This is a genomic window from Bradyrhizobium sp. JYMT SZCCT0180, from assembly GCF_018130165.1.
Taxonomy (GTDB): Bacteria; Pseudomonadota; Alphaproteobacteria; order Rhizobiales; family Xanthobacteraceae; genus Bradyrhizobium.
This window is the reverse complement of sequence record NZ_JAFCLZ010000023.1, coordinates 117,109-139,870: the sequence shown is the minus strand read 5'-3', so window position 1 is coordinate 139,870 and position 22,762 is coordinate 117,109. Positions and strand designations below refer to the sequence as shown.

The window sequence follows — 22,762 nt, the reverse complement described above, 5'->3', positions numbered from 1 at the left end:
TGATTTCGCACTGCGAAATTCAATTCCACATCTTGACAGGGAGGGTTATTTTGAAGCACGTCCCTTGTCAACGAGCTCGGTAAAGCAGCAGGCAATGAAACGTCCAGGGAAGAAAGCGGCGACTGACCGCAGCTTCGTCGTCGCGCTCTCCCGCGGACTTGATGTGTTGCGCGCATTCCAACCCAACGACGGGCTTCTTGGCAATCAAGAGATCGCTGCCCGTACTAAATTGCCGAAGCCAACCATTTCCCGGTTGACCTACACCTTGACCAAGCTGGGTTATCTTACACCCGTTCCGCGGTTCGAAAAGTATCAGCTCGCGCCATCAGCCATGGCCCTGGGGTATGCCGCGCTGGCCAATCTCGGCGTTCGGCATTTGTCCGAACCCTACCGTGAAGCGCTGATGCGCGAGACCGGCGGCGCGGTTGCGGTCGGCGGCCGCGACCGTCACAGCATGATCTATTTCGGCCAGAGCCGGACCGGCTTGCTTGGCGTGCAGCTCGACGTCGGTTCACGGGTACCGATCGCGACCACCGCGATGGGACGCGCCTATATCTGGGCACTGCCCGATGACGAGCGCGCCGCGTTGTTGCGCGAACTGCGCGATCATTACGGCAGCCGCTGGGCCCGGATGCGCGACGGCATCGAACGCGCAGGTGAAATGGTGGCGCGTCAGGGATTCACGATCTCCGCAGGCGAATGGCAAGACGACGTGCACGCGGTAGGCGTCGCGTTGAAGCTCAGCGATGGAACCGGACCGTATGCCTTCAATTGTGGCGCGCCCGCTTTCCGTTTCACGGAAGATCGCTTGATCAACGACATTGGACCTCGCCTTGTGACGATGGTAAGGAACATCGAGGCGGCGCTGGGCGGCGCAGCCCCGCAATCCAAAAAAGAAGAGAACAAGAAGTTGAAAGCAGGAGGGAAAGTTGCACGTGTGGTCGAGGGGATCAGGTAGCCATCATCATGACCAGCGCAGGTTTTCGCGCGGTCAATCCCGCTCCGTGAATCATTCTATGAGTCATTTGGGCGGGACGCGATGACGCAGGCACAGCTCGCGCAGGGAAATGCTCCCCTGCTTGCGGTTCGCGACGTCAGCGTCGTGTTCGGCGGCATCATCGCGTTGAATGGTGTGTCCTTTGACATGCACAAGGGCGCCATCCTCGGCCTGATCGGACCGAACGGCGCCGGCAAGACAACGCTCTTCAATTGCCTTTCCAGGCTTTATCAGCCGAGCACCGGCGACATTCTGATGGAAGGCGCCAGCATCCTGACGCGGCCAGCGCACAAGATCGCCGAGATCGGCATCGGCCGCACCTTCCAGAACGTCGCGCTGTTTCCCAATCTCTCGGTGATGGACAACGTTCGCGTCGGCTGCCATTCGCGCTCCTCCAGCGACATCATCTCGGATTCGCTCAAGCTCGCCTGGGTTCGCCGCGGCGAAGCCGAGATCAACAAGAAGGTTCATGAGATCCTTGATTATCTGGATCTCGGTGACGTCGCACACACCGTGGTGTCCGGCCTGCCCTTCGGCACCCAGAAGCGCGTCGAGCTGGCGCGCGCGCTGGCCGCCGATCCGAAAATACTGCTGCTCGACGAGCCCGCCGGCGGTCTCAACCACGAGGAAGTTCACGTGCTCGGCGATCTGATCCGCCGCATTCGCGATGAACGCCATATGACCGTGCTGCTGGTCGAACATCACATGGGTCTTGTCATGTCGATCGCCGACCATGTCGTCGCACTCAACTTCGGCCGCAAGCTTGCCGAGGGAACCCCGGCCCAGGTCCAGGCCGACCCGGATGTCATCAAAGCCTATCTGGGGAGCAAGGACGACCAATGACCGCGATGCTCAACGTCAAGGATTTGCGGGCCTATTACGGCCAGGTCCAGGCGCTCCATGGCCTGTCCTTTGCCCTCAACGAGGGCAGCCTGACCACCCTGCTCGGGGCCAACGGCGCCGGCAAGACCACCACCCTGCGGGCGATCTGCAACATGGTGCGCTCCACCGGCGCGATCGAATTCGAGGGCAAGTCGCTCTCCGGCCGCTCGACCGAAAACGTCGTCCGTCTCGGCATCGCGCATGTGCCACAGGGCCGCGGCACCTTCACCACCATGACGGTGGAAGAGAACCTGCAGTTAGGGGCCATCACGCGCAGCGACTCCAAGGCTATCGTTTCCGACATCGAGCGCATGTACGCGCATTTCCCGGTGCTGAAGGAACGCCATACCCAGCAGGCCGGAACGCTGTCGGGCGGCGAACAGCAAATGCTCGCGGTCGCGCGTGCGCTGATGTTGCGGCCGCGACTGATGCTGCTGGACGAGCCGTCATTCGGTCTCGCCCCCCTGATCGTGCGCGACCTGTTCAAGATCCTCGGCAAGATCAACCGTGAGGACAAGGTTACCATTCTGGTGGTGGAGCAGAACGCGCAACTGGCGCTGGAGCTCGCCGACCAGGCCTATGTGATCGAAACCGGAAAAATCGTGATGTCGGGGAACGCGAAGGAAATCGCGAGCAACGAAGACGTCCGCAAATCCTATCTGGGCTACTGAGGAGCACGGCCGTGGAACTATTTACCAACCAAGTCCTGGCCGGCGTCGCCACAGGCGCGATCTATGCCTGTATGGCGCTCGCGGTGGTCATGATCTACCAGGCGATCGACCATCTGAATTTCGCCCAGGGCGAAATGGCGATGTTCTCGACCTTCATCTCCTGGCAGCTGATGCAGTGGGGCATACCCTACTGGTGGGCCTTCCTGCTCACGCTGGCGATTTCGTTCGCCGGCGGCATCCTCATCGAGCGGCTGCTGTTCAAGCCGCTCGCCAAGGCCCCGGTCCTGACCAACGTCGCAGGCTTCATCGCCCTGTTCGCCATCGTCAACTCGGTCGCCGGCCTGATCTGGGATTTCACCATCAAGCAGTATCCGACGCCGTTCGGATCCTCGCCCTTCCTCGGCAGCCAGCTGATCTCGACCCACCAGGCCGGGATGATCGGTGTCACTCTCCTGATGCTGGTCGGGCTGTACCTGTTTTTCCAGTTCACCCGGATTGGCCTTGCGATGCGCGCTGCTGCGGCATTGCCGGAATCGGCGCGACTGGTCGGCGTCAACACCTCCTGGATGATCGCGCTCGGCTGGGGCATGGCCTCCGCGATCGGCGCCGTCGCCGGCATCCTGATCGCCCCGGTCGTGTTCCTCGAACCGAACATGATGGGCGGCGTCCTGGTTTACGGCTTTGCCGCCGCCGTGCTCGGCGGACTTAGCTCGCCGCTTGGCGCCGTCATCGGCGGCTTCCTGGTCGGCGTCTTCGAGAACCTCGCCGGCACCTACATCCCCGGCGTGGGCAATGAACTGAAACTGCCGATCGCGCTTGCGCTGATCATCACCGTCCTTGTCTTCAAACCTGCCGGTCTCTTCGGCCGAGCCATCGTCAAGCGAGTCTGATCATGAGCGCAGCTGCAGAAGACGCCGTTACAGAAGCCCCGGCCGTCGAAGCCGTTCCGAAGCGTGCCATGACGCTGGGCACCGGCACCTCGCTGGTGATCCTGGCGGCGCTGCTCGTTACCCCTATATTCGTGAAGAACTTCGTCGTCTTCCAGATGACGATGGTCATGATCTACGGGATCGCGGTACTGGCGCTCAACATCCTGACCGGCGGAAGCGGTCAGTTCTCGCTCGGCCAGAGCGCGTTCTACGCGCTCGGCGCCTATACGTCGGCGGTCCTGATGGAAGTCGCCAACGTGAACTACGCGCTGACGTTGCCGATCGCGGGGCTTGTGGCGTTCGGCGCCGGCTATTTGTTCGGCAAGCCCGCCTTGCGGCTTTCCGGCATCTACCTTGCGCTAGCCACCTTCGCGCTGGCGGTCGCCATGCCGCAGCTCCTGAAGCTGCATTTCCTCGAGCACTGGACCGGCGGCGTGCAGGGCCTCACCGTCATGAAACCCGATGCGCCGTTCGGCCTGCCGATCGGACAGGACAAGTGGCTCTATTACTTCACACTGGCGATCTCGCTGGCGATCTATATCGGGTCGATCAACCTGCTGCGCTCGCGCTCGGGCCGCGCCTTCATGTCGATCCGCGACAATGAGATCGCGGCCTCGGCCATGGGCGTCGACGTCGCGCAGTACAAGACGCTCGCCTTCGGCGTGTCCGCGGGCATCACCGGTATCGCCGGCGGGCTCAGCGCCATCGTCGTGGCGTTCGTGGCGCCCGACAGCTACACGATCAACCTCGCCATCGCGCTGTTCCTCGGCATGGTGGTCGGCGGCGTCGGCTGGCTGCCGGGCTCGTTCGTCGGCGCGGCCTTCATCATCTTCGTGCCCAACATCGCCGAGAGCATCTCCAAGGGCCTCTCCGGCGCCGTGTTCGGCGTGCTGCTGTTCCTTGTCATCTTCCTGGTGCCGCACGGCGCAAGGCAGGTCGCAATGGTTGCCCAGCATTTGCTCGGCAAACTCACGAAGAAAAACTAACCTCAAACTCGAATACAGGATCCGGATATAATGATGCTTTCGACAAGAAGCGCCGCGTTCGCGACGGCGCTCATCGCCTCTATTGCCGTCAGCGGCAGCGCCCTCGCCCAGAAGAAGTACGACACCGGCGCGTCCGATACCGAAATCAAGATCGGCAACATCATGCCCTACAGCGGACCGGCGTCCGCCTACGGCGTGATCGGCAAGACCGAAGAGGCCTACTTCAAGAAGATCAACGCGGAAGGCGGCATCAACGGCCGCAAGATCAACTTCGTCTCCTACGACGACAGCTACAGCCCGCCGAAGGCCGTCGAGCAGGCCCGCAAGCTGGTCGAGAGCGACGAAGTGCTTGTGGTGTTCAATCCGCTCGGCACGCCGTCCAATTCCGCGATCCAGAAGTATCTCAATTCGAAGAAGATACCGCAGCTGTTCGTCGCGACCGGCGCCACCAAATGGAACGAGCCGAAGGACTTCCCCTGGACGATCGGCTGGCAGCCCAGCTACCAGAGCGAAGCGCGGATCTATGCCAAGTTCCTGATGAAGGAAAAGCCGGATGCCAAGATCGCAGTGTTTTATCAGAACGACGATTTCGGCAAGGATTACCTCAAGGGCCTGAAGGACGGCCTCGGCGCCAAGGCGTCGATGATCGTCGCCGAGGAAAGCTATGAGACCTCGGAGCCGTCAATCGACTCCCACATCGTCAAGCTGAAAGCCACCGGCGCCGACGTCTTCATCAGCATCACGACGCCGAAGTTCGCCGCCCAGGCGATCAAGAAGATCGCCGAAGTCGAATGGAGGCCGCTGCACATCGTCTCCAACGTCTCGGCCTCGGTCGGCAGCGTGATCAAGCCGGCGGGCTTCGAGAATGCGCAAGGCATTCTTTCGGCCAACTACGCCAAGGACGGCGCGGACGCGCAGTGGGACAATGATCCCGGCATGAAGAAGTTCTACGAATTCCTTGCCAAGTACTATCCCGAAGCCAACAAGCTCGACGGCTCCGTGGTCTATGGCTACGGCGCGGCGCAAACTATGGTGAAGGTGCTGGAGATGTGCGGTGACGACCTGACCCGCGCCAACGTGATGAAGCAGGCCGCCAGCCTGAAGGACTTTGCGCCCGACACCCTGCTGCCCGGCGTCAAAATCAACACGTCAGCCAAGGACTTCGCCCCGATCGAACAGCTTCAGATGCAGCGGTTCAAGGGCGAGAAATGGGAGCTGTTCGGCGACATCATCAGCGGCGAACTCAATAATTAATATTCCGCGCCACGGGCAGTCCGCCCGGGACTTGAGACTAAAATATCGCCCCCCGCGACACCGTCGCGGGGGGCTTTTTGTTGCCCGGCGCGACCGAAAGGTATTGAATGATGGCAGGAGCCGCAAAGTGCTCCAACTTCAAGAAAAAACGACACATTCATCGTGGTCTCCAGGGAGAGAAAAACATGCCTGCTATCAACTTGCGATTGGGGGCCTTTTCGGCCGCCCTCGCATTGCTCGCCGCCACCAGCAGCGGCGCGATTGCCCAAAAGAAATACGACACCGGCGCATCCGACACCGAGATCAAGATCGGCAACATCATGCCCTACAGCGGACCGGCTTCCGCCTACGGTGTGATCGGCAAAACGGAAACCGCCTATTTCAACAAGATCAATGCGGAGGGCGGCATCAACGGCCGCAAGATCAACTTCGTCTCCTACGACGACGCGTACAGCCCGCCGAAGACGGTCGAGCAGGTGCGCAAGCTGGTGGAGAGCGACGAAGTCTTGCTCGTCTTCAATCCGCTCGGCACGCCGCCGAACTCGGCGATCCAGAAATACATGAACCAGAAGAAGGTGCCGCAACTGTTCGTCGCCACCGGCGCGACCAAATGGAACGACCCCAAGGAGTTTCCCTGGACCATCGGCTGGCAACCGAACTACCAGAGCGAAACCATCATCTACGCCAAGTACATTCTGAAGCACAAGCCGGACGCCAAGATCGGCGTGCTGTACCAGAACGACGATTACGGCAAGGATTACCTGAAGGGCCTGAAGGACGGACTTGGCGCCAAGGCGGCGTCGATGATCATCCTCGAGGAGAGCTTCGAGGTTTCGCAGCCGACCATCGACTCCCATATCGTCAAGCTCAAGGCGAGTGGCGCCGACGTGTTCATCAACATCACGACGCCGAAGTTCGCGGCGCAGGCGATCAAGAAGAACATGGAGATCGGCTGGAAGCCGCTGCACTTCCTCAACAACGTCTCGGCCTCGATCGGAAGCGTTATCAAGCCTGCAGGCTTCGAAAACGCCCAGGACATCATTTCGTCGAATTACCTGAAGGATCCGACCGACAAGCAATGGAAGGACGATGCGGGGATGAAGGCCTGGAACGAGTTCCTGGACAAGTACTACCCCGAAGCCAACCGCGCCGACGCGTCGGTCATGTACGCCTACACCGTGGCCCAGGGCCTCGTTCACGTGCTGAAAGCCAGCGGTGACAACCTGACGCGCGAAAACATCATGAAGCAGGCCGCCAGCATCCAGAACCTCGAGCTCGGCGGCTTGCTGCCCGGTATCAAGGTCAACACCTCGGCGACCGACTTTGCCCCGATCTCGCAATTGCAGCTCATGAAGTTCAAGGGCGAGGGCTGGGAACTGTTCGGCGAAATTCTCACCGGCGACGTCGGCGGCTAGTCCGCGATCGGTTCTCTTGCGCCTGACTACTAAAGGAGCAGCCCCTGCGGCATCGCCGCAGGGGCTTTTTCTTGATGCTTTCCGCTAAATCGTATTCAATCCCGTCCACGTCATGCGCAAACTGCAATCAACAACAGAGCATGACGCTTGCACAAAAAGACAATCTCAAAAAGGGAGACCAGGAATGCCTATTGCTACCAGCAGACTCGCCATTGCCTCGGCCGCGCTCATTGCGTTCGCAGCCACGAGCAACGGCGCGCTCGCTCAAAAAAAATACGACACCGGCGCGTCCGATACCGAAATCAAGATCGGCAACATCATGCCCTATAGCGGCCCTGCTTCGGCCTACGGCGTGATCGGCAAGACCGAAGAGGCCTATTTCAAGAAGATCAACGCGGAAGGCGGCATCAACGGCCGCAAGATCAACTTCATCAGCTATGACGATACCTACTCACCGCCGAAGACCGTCGAGCAGGCACGCAAGCTGGTCGAGAGCGACGAGGTGCTGCTGGTGTTCAACCCGCTCGGCACTCCGCCGAATTCGGCGATCCAGAAATATATGAACAGCAAGAAGGTACCGCAGCTGTTCGTCGCCACCGGCGCCACCAAGTGGAACGATCCGAAGAACTTCCCCTGGACCATGGGATGGCAGCCCAACTATCAGAGCGAAACGCAGATCTATGCGAAGTACATCCTGAAGGAAAAGCCGAACGCCAAGATCGCCGTGCTCTATCAGAACGACGACTACGGCAAGGACTATCTGAAGGGCTTCAAGGACGGGCTCGGCGCCAAGGGCGCGTCGATGATCGTGATCGAGGAGAGCTATGAAGTCTCCGAGCCGACGATTGATTCCCACATCGTCAAGATGAAGGCGACCGGCGCCGACGTGTTCATCAACATCACCACGCCGAAATTCGCGGCGCAGGCGATCAAGAAGAACGCTGAAATCGGCTGGAAGCCGCTGCACTTCCTCAACAACGTCTCGGCCTCGATCGGCAGTGTCATCAAGCCGGCCGGCATGGAGAACGCCCAGGACATCATCTCGTCGCAATACCTGAAGGATCCGACGGATGCGCAGTGGAAGGACGATCCCGGCATGAAGGCCTGGAACGCGTTCCTGGACAAGTATTATCCGGAAGCCAACCGCGCCGATGCGTCGGTGATCTTCGGCTACACCGTGGCCCAGGGTCTCGTGCATGTGTTGAAGGCTTGCGGCGACGATCTCACGCGCGAGAACGTCATGAAGCAGGCGGCCAACATCAAGAACCTCGAACTCGAAGGCTTGCTGCCGGGCATCAAGGTCAACACGTCGCCCACCGACTTTGCGCCGATTTCGCAGGTGCAACTGATCAAGTTCAAGGGCGAGACCTGGGAACGCTTCGGCGAGATCCTCTCCGGTGACGTCGGCGGCTAGCCATTTCAAATTCTGATCGGCCCATTTGTGGCCTCAAGCGCCCCCGCGGTCTCACCCGCGGGGGTTTTCTTTTGCGGCGATTGGATGGATAACCGGTCTTCCATTCGCGATCTCTGGCGTGAAACCGATGACCGACCGACGTCCCCTCCTGCGTGCGATCTTCGATGCGGCCGTCGCAGCCGCGCATCCCGATGTGGTGCTGTCGGCGCATTTGCCTCCCGCACCCAAAGGCCGGGTGATCTGCCTCGCCGCCGGCAAGGGCGCCGCGGCCATGGCCGCGTCCGCCGAGCGGCACTATCTCGATACGCTCGGGCTCGACCCGGAACGCCTGACCGGCATTGCCACTACCCGGCACGGCCACGGCGTGCCGACGCGACGGATCAGGGTGGTCGAAGCCGGCCATCCCGTGCCCGACGAAGCCGGGCTGAAAGCCGCCGACGACACGCTGCGTCTCGCGGCCGAGGCTACCGGCGACGACCTGTTGCTGGTGCTGCTGTCGGGCGGCGGCTCGGCGAACTGGATCGCCCCGGTCGAGGGCGTGTCATTCGCGCAGAAGCAGCAGGTGAACCGCGCGCTGCTCCGTTCCGGCGCGCCGATCGGCGAGATGAATATCGTCCGCAAGCATCTGTCGCGCATCAAGGGCGGCCGGCTGGCCCGCGCCGGGCACCGCGCCGCCGAAATCGTCACGCTGGCGATCTCGGACGTGCCGCACGACGATCCATCCGCGATCGCCTCGGGGCCGACGGTGCCGGATCCGACCACGCTGGCGGACGCCCGCGCGCTGGTCGCGAAGTACAATCTCGCCATCGACGATGCGGTTCGGCGTGCGCTGGACGACCCGAAGAACGAGAGCTGCAAGCCCGGCGACCCCGCGTTCGCGCGCGCGCGGTTCGAACTGATCGCGCGGCCGAAGGCCTCGCTCGATGCGGCGATCAGGATCGCCCAGGATGCGGGCTACGCCATCATCGGTCTCGGCGCCGACCTCGAAGGCGAGGCGCGCGAGGTCGCGGCCGCGCACGTCCAACTGGCGCTGAAAGCGCGCAGCGAGGGCAAGCGCACCGCGATCGTGTCGGGCGGCGAACTCACCGTGACCGTGCGCGGCAATGGCCGCGGCGGCCCCAACCAGGAATATGCCCTGGCGCTGGCGGACCTCTTGAAGGAGATACCGGACGTTAGTGCGCTGGCCGGCGATACCGATGGCGCCGATGGCGGCGCCGGCAGCGCGAGCGATCCCGCCGGGGCCGTGATCGACCGGACCACATTTGCGAAGATGAAATCGCTTGGCCTCGATCCCAGGGCCTATCTGGACAATAACGACGCCACCACCTTCTTTGTGGCAACCGGCGACCTGCTGCTGACCGGTCCGACGCTCACCAATGTCAACGACGTCAGGGTGATCCTGGTCGATTGAATTTAGGGCCGCGGTCCTTCGGTTTGTTCCTTCGATTTGATATCCGCCCGGGCCGACGGCATTAACGTTTTGTTGAGGACATTCACAGGAACCCGCAAGCAATTGCCGCCTCTCAAAGCTGCAATTCACCAGCCTGGTCCTTAATGGGACCCTCCTTATTGCCGGGGTGCCGCAGATCGCGGCAGGGGAACACGGAAATGGTGGATTCTGTCGCGGGGGCGATCCGCCCCGAGCCCGCTCACTTGAGTGCGCGGCTCGAGGAGGCGATCAATCATCTGTCGCTCGGCATTGTCGTCTTCGATGAGAAGCGGCAAGTCGTCTTCTGCAACAGACGTTACACGCAGATGTACGGGCTCTCGCCGGAACAGGTGAAGCCGGGCACGCCGACCAGCGAACTGATCCGGCACCGGCTGAAGCTCGGCCTGAAATTGGCGGTGGCGCCGGATGATTACGTTCGCGCCCGCGTCGGACAGGACATCGCGCTCGACACCACGTTCCAGGAATTCACCGACGGGCGGATCATCGCCTACACGGTCTACCCGATGCCCGGCGGCGGCGGGATGTCGACCCACGAGGACATCACCGAGCGCGAAGAACTCCATGCTCGTCTCAAGACGCAGTACGAGCTGGGAAGGGAGCAGGAAGAGGCGCTGCGGATACGCAACTTCCAGTTCGACACCGCGATCAACAACATGTCGCAGGGGCTGTGCTTCTTCGATTCCGACCACCGCCTGATCGTGTGCAACGACCGCTTCGTCGAGATGTACGACATCCCGTTCGGCCGCGTCGGCCCCGGCACGCCGCTGACCGACATCGTGGATCTTCGCTTTGAAGCCGGCAGCTTCCCCGCGATGACCCGGGATGAATATCTGAACTGGCGTACCAATGTGGCGGTTTCCAACGTCGCCAAAGACAGCATCGTCGAACTGCGGAACGGGCGCACCTTCAAGATCCGCCATCGGCCGATGCCCGGCGGCGGCTGGGTCGCCACGCACGAGGACATCACCGAGCAGCGGCAATCCGAGGTCAAGATCGAATACATGGCTCACCATGATTCGCTCACCGAGCTCGCCAACCGGGTGCTGCTCAACGAACGGCTCGAACACGCCCTGGGCCGCGAGGAAACGGTCGCGGTTCATCACCTCGATCTTGATCAGTTCAAGGCCGTGAACGATACGTTTGGCCATCACGCCGGCGACAAGCTTCTGAAGATCGTCGCCAAGCGCCTGTGCGGGCTGGTTCGCGACACCGACACCATTGCGCGGATGGGAGGCGACGAATTCGTTATCGTGCAGGCCCCGATCGCGGACCCGGCCGACGCAACGTCGCTGGCGCAGCGCGTCATCGGCCTTTTGAGCGAGCCCTACGACCTTGACGGCCACCAGGCCGTGATCGGCGCCAGCATCGGCATCTCGGTCGGACCCGGCGACGGCAACAGCCCCGACAAGTTATTGCGCAGTGCAGACCTTGCGCTGTACCGCGCCAAGGGCGACGGACGCGGCACGTTTCGCTTCTTTGAGCCTGTCATGGACCTGCAGATGCAGACGCGCCGCGTCATGGAACAGGATCTGCGCAAGGCGCTGCCGGCGGGCGAGTTCGAACTGCACTATCAGCCCGTCGTCAATCTGGCGAGCAACGAGATCAGCGGATTTGAGGCCCTGATCCGCTGGAATCATCCGACCAAGGGCATGATTTCGCCGGCCGCGTTCATCCCGCTGGCGGAGGAGATCGGATTCATCGTCCCGATGGGCGAATGGGTCATCCGCCAGGCCTGCGCGACCGCGGCGCAATGGCCCGGCAACCTCCACATCGCCGTCAACATTTCGGCGGTGCAGTTTCGCAACCCCGGCCTGATGCAGGTGATAACAGGCGCGCTTGCCGCCTCGGGACTGGACCCGGCCCGGCTGGAGATCGAAATCACCGAGACCGTGCTGCTGCACAACAAGGAAGCGACACTCGCGGTGCTGCATCAGTTGCGCGAGCTCGGCATCCGGATCGCGATGGACGATTTCGGCACCGGCTATTCCTCGCTGACCTATTTGCAGAGTTTTCCGTTCGACAAGATCAAGATCGACCGCTCCTTCGTCAAGGACATCACGGAGAATTCCGGCTCGCTCAACATCGTGCGCGCGGTCGCGGCGCTCGCCAACGGCATGGGCATGACGGCCACCGCCGAAGGCGTGGAGACCAAGGAACAGCTCGACAGCATCGCGTCCGAAGGATGCACGGAGATGCAGGGCTTCCTGTTCAGCAAGCCGCTTCCCGCCCGTGAGATCGAGCGGCTGTTCCTGAATGGGAATGGGGCGAAGGCAATCGCTGGCCGTATCGTCGCGGCTTGATTAATTGCTGCTTGTCATTCCGGGGCATCGCACAGCGATGAACCCGGAATCTCGAGATTCCGGGTTCGCGCTTTTGCGCGCCCCGGAATGACTGGCTCACTAAAACTCGGCCGCGATCTTCGACAGCATATCGAGCAGCGCGACGCGATTGGCCGGCCCCAGCACTTCGTTGAGGCGGGCTTCGTGCTTGGTGGCGACGAGCTTCTTGGCGCGCGCCAGCACCGCCCTGCCCTTGTCGGTCAGCATCAGGATGTGGGAACGGCGGTCGTTGGTCGAACGCATCCGCGTGCAGAGATCGCGGCTTTCCAGCGCGTCGAGCATCGCGACGAAATTCGGCCGGAGGATGCCGAGCGTATTGGCGATCTCGGTCTGGTTGCGGCCGGGATTCTTGTCGAGCAGCAGCAGCACCGAGAATTGCGCCGGCGTCAGCTGCAGCGGCGCGACGCAGCGCAGGAAGTCCTCGAACACCCTCAGCTGCGCGCGCTTCAGCGAATAGCCGAGCAGGTCGGACAATTCGCCCATTTGCAGAGCGACGTTTTCCGCAGCGCCGTCGACAGGATCCTTGCCGCCTGCGCGGGAAGGCTTGACGGCGTCAGTGGCCGCCTTGGAAACTGTCATCGCAGGGGGCTCGCAATCCCGATAAAAAGGTCCGCCAGTGGTCCGGGCCTTGAGGTTATGTTTGATAATTGTTATAGACTATATCAAATGTCGGCTTCTTTCAACTGCCGATATCGGACCGCCGGCTAACCCTTGAGGGTCGAGACCGGCGCGACGCCTGAGGGGGAGCGCCAAGTCTTGAATACGACGATCATGCTGTTCCTGCTGCAGGACGGCATCACCAATGGCGCGATCTATGCGTTGCTCGGGCTTGCGCTGGTGCTGGTGTTTGCCGTCACGCGCGTGATCCTGATCCCGCAGGGTGAATTCGTCACCTTCGGCGCGCTGAGCTACGCCATGCTGGCGACCGGTCAGGTGCCGGGTACGGCGCGGCTGGCGGTCGCGATGGGCGTCGTCGCCTTCGGTCTCGATCTGTATGCGGCACGGCGCTCGCTCCGTCTCAAGCTGGTGGTGCGCTCGGCGCTGCTCAACATCGTGCTGCCGGTGGCGATCCTGGCGCTGACCTACGCCCTGGCCGGTCCCAAAACCCCGATTGCAATCAATATCGCATTGTCGCTGCTGATCGTCGCGGCGATCGGGCTGTTTCTTTATCGCATCGCCTTTCAGCCGCTGGCGCACACCTCGGTGCTGGTGCTGCTGATCGCCTCGGTCGGCTGCCACCTCGCGCTGCAGGGCCTAGGCCTCGTGTTCTTCGGCGCCGAAGGCCTGCGCGGACCGGCGCTGTCGAATGCGGCGTTCACGGTGGGACCGCTGCGGTTCACCGGCCAGAGCATCGCCGTCTACGGCCTGACCATCGCCTTCATCATCGTGCTGTGGCTGTTCTTCGGCTTCACGCTGATGGGCAAGGCGCTGCGCGCCACCGCGGTCAATCGCCTCGGCGCGCGCCTCGTCGGCATAAGGACCACGCTGTCGGGACAGATCGCCTTCCTGCTCGCCTCCGTGATCGGCGCGATTTCGGGAATCCTGATCGTGCCGATCACGACGCTCTATTACGACACCGGCTTCCTGATCGGCCTGAAAGGTTTTATTGCCGCCATCATCGGCGGGCTGGTGAGCTACCCGCTGACGGCGGTCGCGGCGCTGGTGGTCGGCAGCGTCGAGGCCTTCTCCTCGTTCTACGCCAGTAATTTCAAGGAGGTCATCGTCTTCACGCTGATCCTTCCCGTGCTGGTGCTGCGTTCGCTCGCAGCCCCCGCGGTCGAGGAAGAGAAGGACTGACTGTCATGACGCAGCGTCTCCCTCTCATCATCTTCGCGATCGTCATGGCGGTGATCCCGTTCATCCCGGGCATACCGCCGTTCTGGATCGTGCTGTTGGACAATATCGGCCTCGCCGCGCTGGTCGCGATGGGCCTCGTGCTGCTGACCGGCGTCGGCGGCCTCACCTCGTTCGGCCAGGCCGCGTTTTGCGGCTTCGGCGCCTACACCACGGCGGTGCTGACCACCGCCTACGGCGTGTCGCCGTGGCTGACGCTGCCGCTCTCGCTGCTGGTCAGCGGCATCGCGGCCGTGCTGCTCGGCATCGTCACGGTGCGACTGTCCGGCCATTACCTGCCGCTCGGCACCATCGCCTGGGGCATCGGGCTGTTTTATCTGTTCAGCAAGCTCGAATTCCTCGGCCGCAATGACGGCATTTCCGGCATTCCGCCGCTGAGCATCGGCGGCTTCCGGATGCTCGATCCCGGCACGATCTATTTCGCCATCTGGATCGCCGTGCTGCTCTCGGCGTTGCTGACCATGAACCTGCTGGATTCCCGCACCGGCCGCGCCATCCGCGCGCTGCGGCGCGGGCATATCGCCGGTGAAGCGTTCGGCGTGCAGACGCCGCGCGCCAAACTTCTGGTATTCATCTATGCGGCGGTGCTGGCCGGGCTTTCCGGCTGGCTCTATGCGCACTTCCAGCGCGCCGCCAACCCGACGCCGTTCGGCGCCCAGGCCGGCATCGAATATCTGTTCATCGCCGTCGTCGGTGGCGCCGGCTATGTCTGGGGTGCGGTGCTCGGCGCCGGCATCGTGGTGATCCTTAAGGAGATCCTGCAGAGCTATCTGCCGTATGTTTTCGGCGGCCAGAGCCAGCTTGAGACCATCGTGTTCGGCATCCTGCTGGTGGTTCTGCTGCAGCTGGCACCCACCGGTGTATGGCCCTGGCTGATGTCGAAGCTGCCGTTCAGGCCCGCCCGCAAGATCCCTGACACCTCGCTTGAGCTGCCCGCGCGGGTGCGGGCGCCATCGACACCTTCGGTGCTGCTGCATATCGACAAGGCGCGCAAGCAATTCGGTGGCGTCATCGCCGTCAACGACGTCAGCTTCGACGTCGGGGCGCGTGAGATCGTTGCCCTGATCGGCCCCAACGGCGCCGGCAAGAGCACGACCTTCAACCTGATCACGGGGGTTTTGACGTCGACCAGCGGCGCGATCTCGGTGCTCGGCACCAAGGTCGACAACGCGCCGCCACAGGAAGTCGTCAAGCTTGGCGTCAGCAGAACCTTCCAGCACGTCAAGCTGGTGCCCGACATGACCGTGCTCGAGAACGTCGCGATCGGCGCGCATCTGCGCGGCCATGCCGGCGCGATCTCCAGCATGTTCCGGCTCGACCGGGCGGATGAAGCCCGATTGCTGGCGGAAGCCGCGCGCCAGATCGAGCGCGTCGGCCTCGGCGACCAGATCGACCAGCTGGCGGGCAGCCTGTCGCTCGGCCAGCAACGCATCGTCGAAATCGCGCGCGCGCTGTGCGTCGATCCACTGCTGCTGCTGCTCGACGAGCCCGCCGCCGGCCTGCGCCACATGGAGAAACAGCGGCTCGCCGCATTGCTGCGTCAATTGCGCGACGGCGGCATGTCGGTGCTGCTGGTCGAGCACGACATGGGTTTTGTGATGGATCTCGCCGACCGGATCGTGGTGCTCGACTTCGGCACCAAGATCGCCGAGGGCACGCCGGCTGACATCAAGACCAACCCCGACGTGATCAAGGCCTATCTCGGAGCCACCGCATGAGCGCGCTGTTGAAGGTGAGCGACGTGCATGTCGCCTACGGCAAGGTCGAGGCCGTGCGTTCGGTCTCGCTCGAAGTCGCCGACAACGAGATCGTCACCATCATCGGCGCCAACGGCGCCGGCAAGACCACGCTGCTGAACGCCATCATGGGCATCCTGCCGCTCACGGGATCTGCGGCTTTCGCCGGCGCTGATATGGCTTCGCTCGACATCGAGGACCGCGTCGCTGTCGGACTCAGTCTCGTGCCCGAGCACCGCGAACTGTTCGGCACCATGAACGTCGAGGACAATCTGCTGCTCGGCGCGTTCCGGATTCCGAAGGCGATTGCTGCGAGATCGTTCGAGCGGGTCTACACGCTGTTTCCGCGGCTGAAGGAGCGGCGCAAGCAGCTCGCCGGCACGCTCTCCGGCGGCGAGCAGCAGATGCTGGCGATGGGCCGCGCGTTGATGGGCGCGCCGAAGCTGTTGATGCTGGACGAGCCGAGCCTCGGCCTCGCGCCGATCATCGTCGCCGACATCTTCCGCACCATCGGCGAGTTACGAGCGGCCGGCGTCTCGGTGCTGCTGGTCGAACAGAACGCGCAGGCCGCATTGAAGATCGCCGACCGTGCCTACGTGATGGAGCTCGGCGAGTTCGTCCTGAGCGGCCCGGCCAGCGACATCGCCACCAACGCGCGCGTCGCCGCGAGCTATCTCGGCTTCACGCACGAGGGCGAGAGCGCGATTTAGGCAAGTAGGGTGGGCAAAGGCGCTCTTGCGCCGTGCCCACCATTCTTCGTGGAGGTAGTGGTGGGCACGCTTCGCTTTGCCCACCCTACGACTCTCCTCACTTCGCCGGAACGTACTTCCCGTTATTCACGGTCAGGATGATGCGCGAGCGGTCGTCCAGGCCGTAGCGGTCTTTTTCGGTGAAGTTGTAGACGCCCTGGCTGGCGGCGATGTCGCGTTCGGTCAGCAGGGCCTGACGGAGGCCTTCACGGAATTCCGGCGTGCCGGGCTTGCCGGCCTTCAGCGCGGGCGGAACGACGCGCTTGAGGACTTCAAAGGCGTCGTAGGAATGGCCGGCGAACTGGCTGCGGCTGTTGGCGCCGTACTTGGCTTCATAGGCAGTGTTGAGCGCGAGGCCCGGCTTCTTGGTCAGCGCCGAGTCCGGCTGGGTTTCCGGCGACATCACCGGCCCAGAGGCCATGATCACGCCTTCCGCCGCAGCACCTGCGATGCGGATGAAGTCCATGCTGGCGGCGCCGTGGGTCTGATAGATCAGGCCCTTGTAGCCGCGTTCACGCAGCGTCGTCTGCGGCAACGCCGCGGCGGTGCCGGAGGCGCCGACCAGAACGGCGTCGGGATTGGCGGCGACGAGCTTGAGCACCTGCCCTGCAACCGACGTATCCGGACGCGCGAACCGCTCCTCGGTGGCGAGGGTTATTCCCATCGGAATGGCCTGAGCCTTGAAGTCGTTGAACCACAGGTCGCCGTAGGAATCCGAGTAGCCGATATAGCCCACGGTCTTGATGCCGTGCGCCTTCATGTGCTCGTACAACACCTTGCCCATGATCGGGATCGGTTGCGGCATGCCGACCGACCACTTGATGCGGGCTTCGTTGATCGGGAACGGCGCGAGGCCGAAATGCGGAATGCCGGCCTCGTTAGCGACGGTGGCGACCGCGACCGTTGCCGGCGTGGTGGACGAACCCATGATGATGTCGGCCTTCGATTCGGTGACGAAGCGCCGCGTATTGGTGGTGGCGGCGGTCGGATCGCCGCCGTCGTCGAGCACGATCAGCTTGAGCGGCACGCCGCCGATTTCTTTCGGCACGAAGTCGAGCGAATTGCGCTCGGGAATGCCGAGCGCCGCGGCGGGGCCGGTGGTCGTGACGGTGATGCCGATGACGATTTCATTGGCCTGCGCCAACGCGGGCACGGCCGGCAGTGCCAGCGACGCCGCAATCACGGCAGCGGACAGATAAAACCTCTTCATTCATTCCTCCCTTGGATATTGTTCTAATTTTAGATCAAAAATCGGTCGCCAATTCAGCCCCTTCTTTAGGTCATGCAACGCGCCAAGTCAGCTAACAAGTCAGCCATCTATGCCTCAGCCCCGCGTGAACCGCTCGATGATCTCCGGCGGCATCGGAGCTGATTTCAGCCGCGCGGGATCGTCCGGATGCTTGCCGACCAGCACGCGGGTCTCGAACGCCTCGATCGCCAGCGCTTCACCCTTGAACACGTTATGGACCACCTCGAAGCTGGAGCGCTTGAAGCTCTCGATCCGGCTTTCGATTCTGATCCAGTCGCCATGGGTCGAGGGGATATGGAATTTCGCCCGCGTATCGACCATGGGAATGCCGACGAGACCGTATTTGTGGATGATGTCCTGCTTCGAAAAACCGACCGCCTCGAACATGATCGAGGTCGAATCGTCGAACATCGCGAAGTAGCGCGGGTAATAGACGATGTTGGCGGGGTCGCAATCGCCCCACTGGATCTGCACGTCGCGGCGGTTAACGAACATTGGATGTCCCTAGAGCCTCATGAACAGGTGCCGGCGTTCAGGTCACCTCGCCCCGCTTGCGGGGAGAGGTCGGATTGCGAAGCAATCCGGGTGAGGGGGTACCGGTCTATCAATTGACACCGGCGTTAGCGGATAGAGCCCCTCACCCCGACCCTCTAAGAGCGAGCTTCGCTCGTCTCGACCCCGCAAGTGCGGGGCGAGGGAGAAGTCAACCGACCATACTTAGCGCGGGGCCATGCGGAGCGCGGCATCCAGCCGCACCACTTCGCCGTTCAGATAGGGGTTGTCGATCATATGCAGCGCGAGCGAGGCAAACTCGTCGGCCTGCCCGAGCCGGCGCGGGAACGGGATCGCGGCGGCGAGCGAGTCCTGCGCCTCCTGCGGCAAATTGGCCAGCAGCGGCGTGAGGAACAGGCCAGGCGCGATGGTCAGCACGCGAATGCCGAACTGCGCCAGTTCACGCGCGATCGGCAGCGTCATCGCGACAATGCCGCCCTTGGAAGCCGAGTAGGCTGATTGCCCGATCTGGCCGTCATAGGCTGCGACCGAGGCGGTCGAGATCACGACGCCGCGTTCGCCTGACTCAAGCGGCTCCAGCTTTGACATCCCTGCGGTTGCGAGCCGCAGCATGTTGAACGAGCCGATCAGATTGACCCTGATCACGCGGTCGAAATCGGTGAGCGCCATCGGGCCTTCCTTGCCGATCACGCGCTTGGCAACGCCGATGCCGGCGCAATTGACCAGGACGCGGGCCGGGCCATGCGCCTTGGCGGCGGCGGCGACGGCCGCTTCGGCCGAGACGGCGTCCGAGACGTCGCAAACCACAGCGACGCCGCCGATTTCGGCGGCGACGGTTTCAGCGAGCTTGGCGTTGAGGTCGCACACCGCGACCTTGGCGCCCTGCGCGGCAAGCCGGCGCGCGGTGGCGGCGCCCAGTCCGGATGCGCCACCGGTGACGATGGCGGCCTGATCTTTCAACTGCATTGTGTTTCTCCCTGGTCAAATCTTCTCGAAGTTGAATTCCTGGAATTCATTTCAGCGCGATGACCTGCGCCGGCGGCGCCGGTGCATAAATCTGCTCGATCAGCGCGCTGCGATGCTCGATTACCGCACGCTGGTTGATGGAACCCTTGTCGGTGACTTCGCCGCGATCGATCGACAGTGCCGCATCGAACAGCACCGCGCGCGTGATCCGGTTCGACGAGCCCGTGGCATCGGCGAGCAGCTTTTGAAACCGCTCGCGGAACGCCGCGCGGATCAGCGGATCAGACGCCGCTGCCGCGAGATCGTTCGCAGGAAGTTTCGGGTTGATCAGACGGCAGCCGTCGAGATCGAGCATCACCAGCGCCGACAATTCGTCGCGGTTGATGCCGGCGATCACGACGTCGCGCACCAAGGGCGCGCAGGCCGCGACGAAGCGCGCCCTCAAGGGACCGACGCTGACCCAGGTGCCGCTGGCAAGCTTGAAGTCCTCGGCGATGCGGCCATCGAAGTCGAAGCCGGCGTCGATATTGTCGGGATCAACAGGCTTGAGCGCATCGCCGAATTTGTAAAAGCCTTCCTCGTCGAATGCCGCCGCGGTCAGTTCGGGCTGACGCCAGTACCCCGGCGTGACGTTTGGCCCCTTGGCGCGGACCTCCAGCTTGCCGTTGTTGGGCAGCAATTTTGCGTCGTTGCCTAGCACGGGAAGGCCGACATGGCCGGAGCGGCTGGTGTCGGGACGTACCGACATGAAGAACGGCGAGGTTTCCGTGGCGCCGAGGCCGGTCAGCATCGGCACCCGGAAACCGGTCTCCTGCACCGCGAGCTCGTCGAGGCTGTTCCAGACGAACGGCGACAGCGCCGCACCGGAGAAGAACATCGCGTGCAGCCGCCCGAAGAATTTTGCGCGCAGCGCTGAATCTTCGCGCAGATAGGGCAGCAGCGATTCATAGCCCTTGGGGACGTTGAAATAGACTGTCGGCGAAATCTCCCGGAGGTTGCGCACGGTCTCCTCGATGCCGCCGGGCATCGGCTTGCCCTCGTCGAGATACATCGAGCCGCCGTTGAACAGCGTCAGCCCGATATTGTGGTTGCCGCCGAAGGTGTGATTCCACGGCAGCCAGTCGATGATGACAGGCGGCTCGTCCATCAGGAACGCCAGCGTTTCGCGCAGCATCACCTGGTTGGCGCAGATCATCCGCTGGGTGTTGATGACGGCCTTGGGATTACCGGTCGAGCCCGACGTCAGCAGGAACTTTGCAATTGTGTCCGGGCCGATGGCCTCGTGCGCCGCGTCGAGGCGCCAATGCTCCGGCGTCGCCAGGAGATCCGACAGCAGCGTCACGTCGCGGCCGGGCACCTCGCCGCGTGTTGCCGCGATCTCTGTTCCCTGCGAAACGTTGGTGGCAAGCGCATCGGCGAATTTCGTGGCGTCGTCGGCGAAGACGAGGCCGGGCGTCAACAGCTTCATCAGGAAGGCGAGCTTGCCGTAATCGCGCGACACCAGCGAATAGGCCGGCGACACCGGGCAGAAGGGAATGCCGGCATAGAGCGCGCCGAACGCCAGCAGCGCATGGTCGACCGAATTGCCCGACAGGATCACGATCGGCTTTTCCGCCGAAAGCCCGCGCGCCAGCAGCGCCGAGGCGATGCGCCGCGTCGAGGTCAGCAGTTGCGCGTAGGTGATTTTTCGCCAGCCGCCGCTCGCATCCCGTTCCCCCATGAAGACGCGCTCGGGCGCTTCCCGGGCCCAATGATGCAGGCGATCGGTGATGCGAACCGGGTAGTCGCGCAGTTTGAGCTTCGGCCTGAGATAGATGGTGCCGTCATCGCGGCGCTCGACCGTGACGTCGGGATTGCCGAACGAGATCGCGCGGAGCGGATGGGCGCTGCCGGTGCGCGTGGCGCTTTCACTTGGGGAGATGTTGGGCTTGGCGCTCATGTCGGCTTCACTTTGGCGGTCTTGCGATCGAGAAACTCACGGATCCGGCGTTTTGCTTCCTTGTCGCTCTGCGCCACCGTGGCCATCAGCGATTCCATCAGGAGGCCGGCCTGCGGATTGGCTTCCGCGATCATCGGCAATGCCTGCAGCACCGCAAAGTTGGTCAGCGGGGCATTGGCCGCGACGCGTTCGGCCAGCTCCAGCGCCTTGGGCAGCGCGCCGCCGGCTTCGGTGAGATATTGCGAGAAACCGTAGGCGGCGCCTTCGGTCGCGGAATAGACCCGCCCGGTCAGCATCATGTCGGTCATCCGCGCCACGCCGATCAGCCGCGGCAGCCGCACCGAGCCGCCACCGCCGACGAAGATGCCGCGCTGGCCCTCGGGCAAGGCGAAATAGGCTGACGGTTCGGCGACGCGGATATGCGCGGCGCAGGCCAGCTCCAGCCCGCCGCCAATCACCGCGCCCTTGAGCGCCGCGATGACAGGCACGGGGCTGTATTGAATGCGGTCGAACACCCGATGCCACATCTGCGAGTGCCGCAGGCCCTCGGTGGCGTCGTGCTCGGTCAGTTCAGACAGATCGAGACCGGAGGAGAAATGGTCGCCGATGCCATGAATGACAACCGCGCCGGTCCCTTCGGGAAGATTGGCAAAGCAATCCTGGATCGCAAGGATGATGCCGTCGTTCAGCGCATTGCGCTTGGCGGGGCGGTTGAGACCCACGGTCAGCACCGCGCCTGATTTCTCGATGGTGAGCAATCCGGCCTGGTCAGCGGTTGCGGAAGCGGCGTTTCCCATGGATTATTGTTTCCCGTCCAGAATAGTTATATTTTATAACTATTGGCGCGGGAGTCAATCCTCTACCTATCGTCGTCCCGGCGAACGTGCGGCCCCACATTCCGCTGTCATCCCCGCGCAGGCGGGGATCCAGTACGCCGCGACTTCTCGGTTCTATCATTGGCGTCTCTGGGATACTGGATCGTCCGCCCCCCGTGCGCAATTGCGCACTCGGGCGGACGATGACACTGAATATGAGTTTGCGATCTCGCGACGCACTGCGCCCGAGCTTTGCCAGAAACTTCCTTGCCCTCCAATGAGAGGGCGCAGGGAAGACCGGGTGCGCGCTGCACCCGCGGTCCCGTGTGCGGTTTGCACTAAGTAGGCTGCACACGAGCATACAGGGCAGCGGAGAACACCCGGCCTTCCCTGCGCAATGGCTTTACGGCTTATGCCGTGATCTCCCCGGAGACGAGTTCTTGGTTGACTCCGTCGCTGTCGTTTCCGCTTGCGCTTATCCGACAGCTTGACGCCGGCAACGGGCGCCAGGACCACACGGTTTTGCCGTACGCTTAATCCACGCCGTCGTCAGGCGTGAACCAGCGTCCACCGCATCCCGCCGCGCGTTCGTGACGTGCGCACG

Annotated in this window: 19 protein-coding genes; 13 read left to right on the top strand and 6 right to left on the bottom strand. The window is 62.9% G+C overall.

Annotated elements, in window-relative coordinates; all coding sequences use genetic code 11:
• Nucleotides 1–94: 94 nt before the first annotated feature.
• The 10 genes from JQ641_RS29660 (at nucleotide 95) to JQ641_RS29615 (ending at nucleotide 12,298) form a co-directional block, all read left to right on the top strand.
• Nucleotides 95–958 carry an IclR family transcriptional regulator gene (locus JQ641_RS29660; protein WP_211999419.1) on the top strand — a complete coding sequence of 288 codons (864 nt, stop codon included), beginning with the start codon at nucleotides 95–97 and terminating at the stop codon, nucleotides 956–958.
• An 81-nt stretch (nucleotides 959–1,039) separates the two neighbouring features.
• Entirely contained in the window at nucleotides 1,040–1,840 is an 801-nt protein-coding gene (locus JQ641_RS29655) for an ABC transporter ATP-binding protein (protein WP_211999402.1), read from the top strand.
• A complete protein-coding gene (locus tag JQ641_RS29650; RefSeq protein WP_192737114.1) occupies nucleotides 1,837–2,550 on the top strand; it encodes an ABC transporter ATP-binding protein in 714 nt (237 codons plus the stop codon). The genes JQ641_RS29655 and JQ641_RS29650 overlap by 4 nt, the downstream gene beginning before the upstream one ends.
• 11 nt (nucleotides 2,551–2,561) lie before the next feature.
• On the top strand, nucleotides 2,562–3,440 hold the full coding sequence (locus JQ641_RS29645) for a branched-chain amino acid ABC transporter permease (protein ID WP_211999401.1): 879 nt from the start codon (nucleotides 2,562–2,564) through the stop codon (nucleotides 3,438–3,440).
• Between the two features lie 2 nt (nucleotides 3,441–3,442).
• A complete protein-coding gene (locus JQ641_RS29640; RefSeq protein ID WP_211999400.1) occupies nucleotides 3,443–4,465 on the top strand; it encodes a branched-chain amino acid ABC transporter permease in 1,023 nt (340 codons plus the stop codon).
• A gap of 33 nt (nucleotides 4,466–4,498) precedes the next feature.
• Nucleotides 4,499–5,719, top strand: a complete 1,221-nt coding sequence (locus tag JQ641_RS29635; protein ID WP_211999399.1) for an ABC transporter substrate-binding protein — start codon at nucleotides 4,499–4,501, stop codon at nucleotides 5,717–5,719.
• Between the two features lie 185 nt (nucleotides 5,720–5,904).
• Entirely contained in the window at nucleotides 5,905–7,134 is a 1,230-nt protein-coding gene (locus JQ641_RS29630; protein WP_211999398.1) for an ABC transporter substrate-binding protein, read from the top strand.
• 184 nt (nucleotides 7,135–7,318) lie between these two features.
• A complete protein-coding gene (locus JQ641_RS29625; protein WP_192737109.1) occupies nucleotides 7,319–8,548 on the top strand; it encodes an ABC transporter substrate-binding protein in 1,230 nt (409 codons plus the stop codon).
• A 127-nt stretch (nucleotides 8,549–8,675) separates the two neighbouring features.
• Nucleotides 8,676–9,959 (top strand): glycerate kinase type-2 family protein, encoded by a 1,284-nt coding sequence (locus JQ641_RS29620; protein ID WP_211999397.1) that lies wholly within the window; start codon nucleotides 8,676–8,678, stop codon nucleotides 9,957–9,959.
• Nucleotides 9,960–10,156: 197 nt separating this feature from the next.
• On the top strand, nucleotides 10,157–12,298 hold the full coding sequence (locus tag JQ641_RS29615; RefSeq protein ID WP_211999396.1) for a sensor domain-containing protein: 2,142 nt from the start codon (nucleotides 10,157–10,159) through the stop codon (nucleotides 12,296–12,298).
• A 99-nt stretch (nucleotides 12,299–12,397) separates the two neighbouring features.
• Here the strand turns inward: JQ641_RS29615 and JQ641_RS29610 are convergent, their stop codons facing one another.
• A complete protein-coding gene (locus tag JQ641_RS29610; protein WP_192737106.1) occupies nucleotides 12,398–12,916 on the bottom strand; it encodes a MarR family winged helix-turn-helix transcriptional regulator in 519 nt (172 codons plus the stop codon).
• Between the two features lie 177 nt (nucleotides 12,917–13,093).
• On the opposite strand from JQ641_RS29610, the gene JQ641_RS29605 reads away from it, so the two are divergent.
• From JQ641_RS29605 to JQ641_RS29595, 3 genes are read left to right on the top strand one after another with little or no spacing between them, the layout of a single operon-like run.
• Nucleotides 13,094–14,134, top strand: a complete 1,041-nt coding sequence (locus JQ641_RS29605; RefSeq protein ID WP_211999395.1) for a branched-chain amino acid ABC transporter permease — start codon at nucleotides 13,094–13,096, stop codon at nucleotides 14,132–14,134.
• 5 nt (nucleotides 14,135–14,139) lie between these two features.
• Nucleotides 14,140–15,909 (top strand): branched-chain amino acid ABC transporter ATP-binding protein/permease, encoded by a 1,770-nt coding sequence (locus JQ641_RS29600; RefSeq protein ID WP_211999394.1) that lies wholly within the window; start codon nucleotides 14,140–14,142, stop codon nucleotides 15,907–15,909.
• Nucleotides 15,906–16,637 carry an ABC transporter ATP-binding protein gene (locus tag JQ641_RS29595; protein ID WP_211999393.1) on the top strand — a complete coding sequence of 244 codons (732 nt, stop codon included), beginning with the start codon at nucleotides 15,906–15,908 and terminating at the stop codon, nucleotides 16,635–16,637. The genes JQ641_RS29600 and JQ641_RS29595 overlap by 4 nt, the downstream gene beginning before the upstream one ends.
• Before the next feature lie 97 nt (nucleotides 16,638–16,734).
• Here JQ641_RS29595 and JQ641_RS29590 read toward each other — a convergent pair whose 3' ends face one another.
• The 5 genes from JQ641_RS29590 to JQ641_RS29570 all read right to left on the bottom strand — a co-directional run bounded on the left by JQ641_RS29590 (nucleotide 16,735) and on the right by JQ641_RS29570 (nucleotide 22,140).
• Entirely contained in the window at nucleotides 16,735–17,886 is a 1,152-nt protein-coding gene (locus JQ641_RS29590; protein ID WP_211999392.1) for an ABC transporter substrate-binding protein, read from the bottom strand.
• 114 nt (nucleotides 17,887–18,000) lie between these two features.
• Nucleotides 18,001–18,420, bottom strand: a complete 420-nt coding sequence (locus tag JQ641_RS29585; protein ID WP_211999391.1) for an acyl-CoA thioesterase — start codon at nucleotides 18,418–18,420, stop codon at nucleotides 18,001–18,003.
• Nucleotides 18,421–18,642: 222 nt separating this feature from the next.
• Nucleotides 18,643–19,404, bottom strand: a complete 762-nt coding sequence (locus JQ641_RS29580) for an SDR family NAD(P)-dependent oxidoreductase (protein WP_211999390.1) — start codon at nucleotides 19,402–19,404, stop codon at nucleotides 18,643–18,645.
• A 46-nt stretch (nucleotides 19,405–19,450) separates the two neighbouring features.
• Nucleotides 19,451–21,343 (bottom strand): feruloyl-CoA synthase, encoded by a 1,893-nt coding sequence (locus JQ641_RS29575; RefSeq protein ID WP_211999389.1) that lies wholly within the window; start codon nucleotides 21,341–21,343, stop codon nucleotides 19,451–19,453.
• Nucleotides 21,340–22,140 (bottom strand): crotonase/enoyl-CoA hydratase family protein, encoded by an 801-nt coding sequence (locus JQ641_RS29570; protein WP_192737098.1) that lies wholly within the window; start codon nucleotides 22,138–22,140, stop codon nucleotides 21,340–21,342. The genes JQ641_RS29575 and JQ641_RS29570 overlap by 4 nt, the downstream gene beginning before the upstream one ends.
• Nucleotides 22,141–22,762: the final 622 nt, after the last annotated feature.

What these genes read in the sequence shown, in the direction of transcription:
- JQ641_RS29660 (WP_211999419.1), top strand. Translation starts at nt 95, where the DNA reads ATGAAACGTCCAGGGAAGAAAGCGGCGACTGACCGCAGCTTCGTCGTC.
- JQ641_RS29655 (WP_211999402.1), top strand. Translation starts at nt 1,040, where the DNA reads ATGACGCAGGCACAGCTCGCGCAGGGAAATGCTCCCCTGCTTGCGGTT.
- JQ641_RS29650 (WP_192737114.1), top strand. Translation starts at nt 1,837, where the DNA reads ATGACCGCGATGCTCAACGTCAAGGATTTGCGGGCCTATTACGGCCAG.
- JQ641_RS29640 (WP_211999400.1), top strand. Translation starts at nt 3,443, where the DNA reads ATGAGCGCAGCTGCAGAAGACGCCGTTACAGAAGCCCCGGCCGTCGAA.
- JQ641_RS29635 (WP_211999399.1), top strand. Translation starts at nt 4,499, where the DNA reads ATGCTTTCGACAAGAAGCGCCGCGTTCGCGACGGCGCTCATCGCCTCT.
- JQ641_RS29630 (WP_211999398.1), top strand. Translation starts at nt 5,905, where the DNA reads ATGCCTGCTATCAACTTGCGATTGGGGGCCTTTTCGGCCGCCCTCGCA.
- JQ641_RS29625 (WP_192737109.1), top strand. Translation starts at nt 7,319, where the DNA reads ATGCCTATTGCTACCAGCAGACTCGCCATTGCCTCGGCCGCGCTCATT.
- JQ641_RS29620 (WP_211999397.1), top strand. Translation starts at nt 8,676, where the DNA reads ATGACCGACCGACGTCCCCTCCTGCGTGCGATCTTCGATGCGGCCGTC.
- JQ641_RS29615 (WP_211999396.1), top strand. Translation starts at nt 10,157, where the DNA reads ATGGTGGATTCTGTCGCGGGGGCGATCCGCCCCGAGCCCGCTCACTTG.
- JQ641_RS29610 (WP_192737106.1), bottom strand. Translation starts at nt 12,916, where the DNA reads ATGACAGTTTCCAAGGCGGCCACTGACGCCGTCAAGCCTTCCCGCGCA.
- JQ641_RS29600 (WP_211999394.1), top strand. Translation starts at nt 14,140, where the DNA reads ATGACGCAGCGTCTCCCTCTCATCATCTTCGCGATCGTCATGGCGGTG.
- JQ641_RS29595 (WP_211999393.1), top strand. Translation starts at nt 15,906, where the DNA reads ATGAGCGCGCTGTTGAAGGTGAGCGACGTGCATGTCGCCTACGGCAAG.
- JQ641_RS29590 (WP_211999392.1), bottom strand. Translation starts at nt 17,886, where the DNA reads ATGAAGAGGTTTTATCTGTCCGCTGCCGTGATTGCGGCGTCGCTGGCA.
- JQ641_RS29585 (WP_211999391.1), bottom strand. Translation starts at nt 18,420, where the DNA reads ATGTTCGTTAACCGCCGCGACGTGCAGATCCAGTGGGGCGATTGCGAC.
- JQ641_RS29580 (WP_211999390.1), bottom strand. Translation starts at nt 19,404, where the DNA reads ATGCAGTTGAAAGATCAGGCCGCCATCGTCACCGGTGGCGCATCCGGA.
- JQ641_RS29575 (WP_211999389.1), bottom strand. Translation starts at nt 21,343, where the DNA reads ATGAGCGCCAAGCCCAACATCTCCCCAAGTGAAAGCGCCACGCGCACC.
- JQ641_RS29570 (WP_192737098.1), bottom strand. Translation starts at nt 22,140, where the DNA reads ATGGGAAACGCCGCTTCCGCAACCGCTGACCAGGCCGGATTGCTCACC.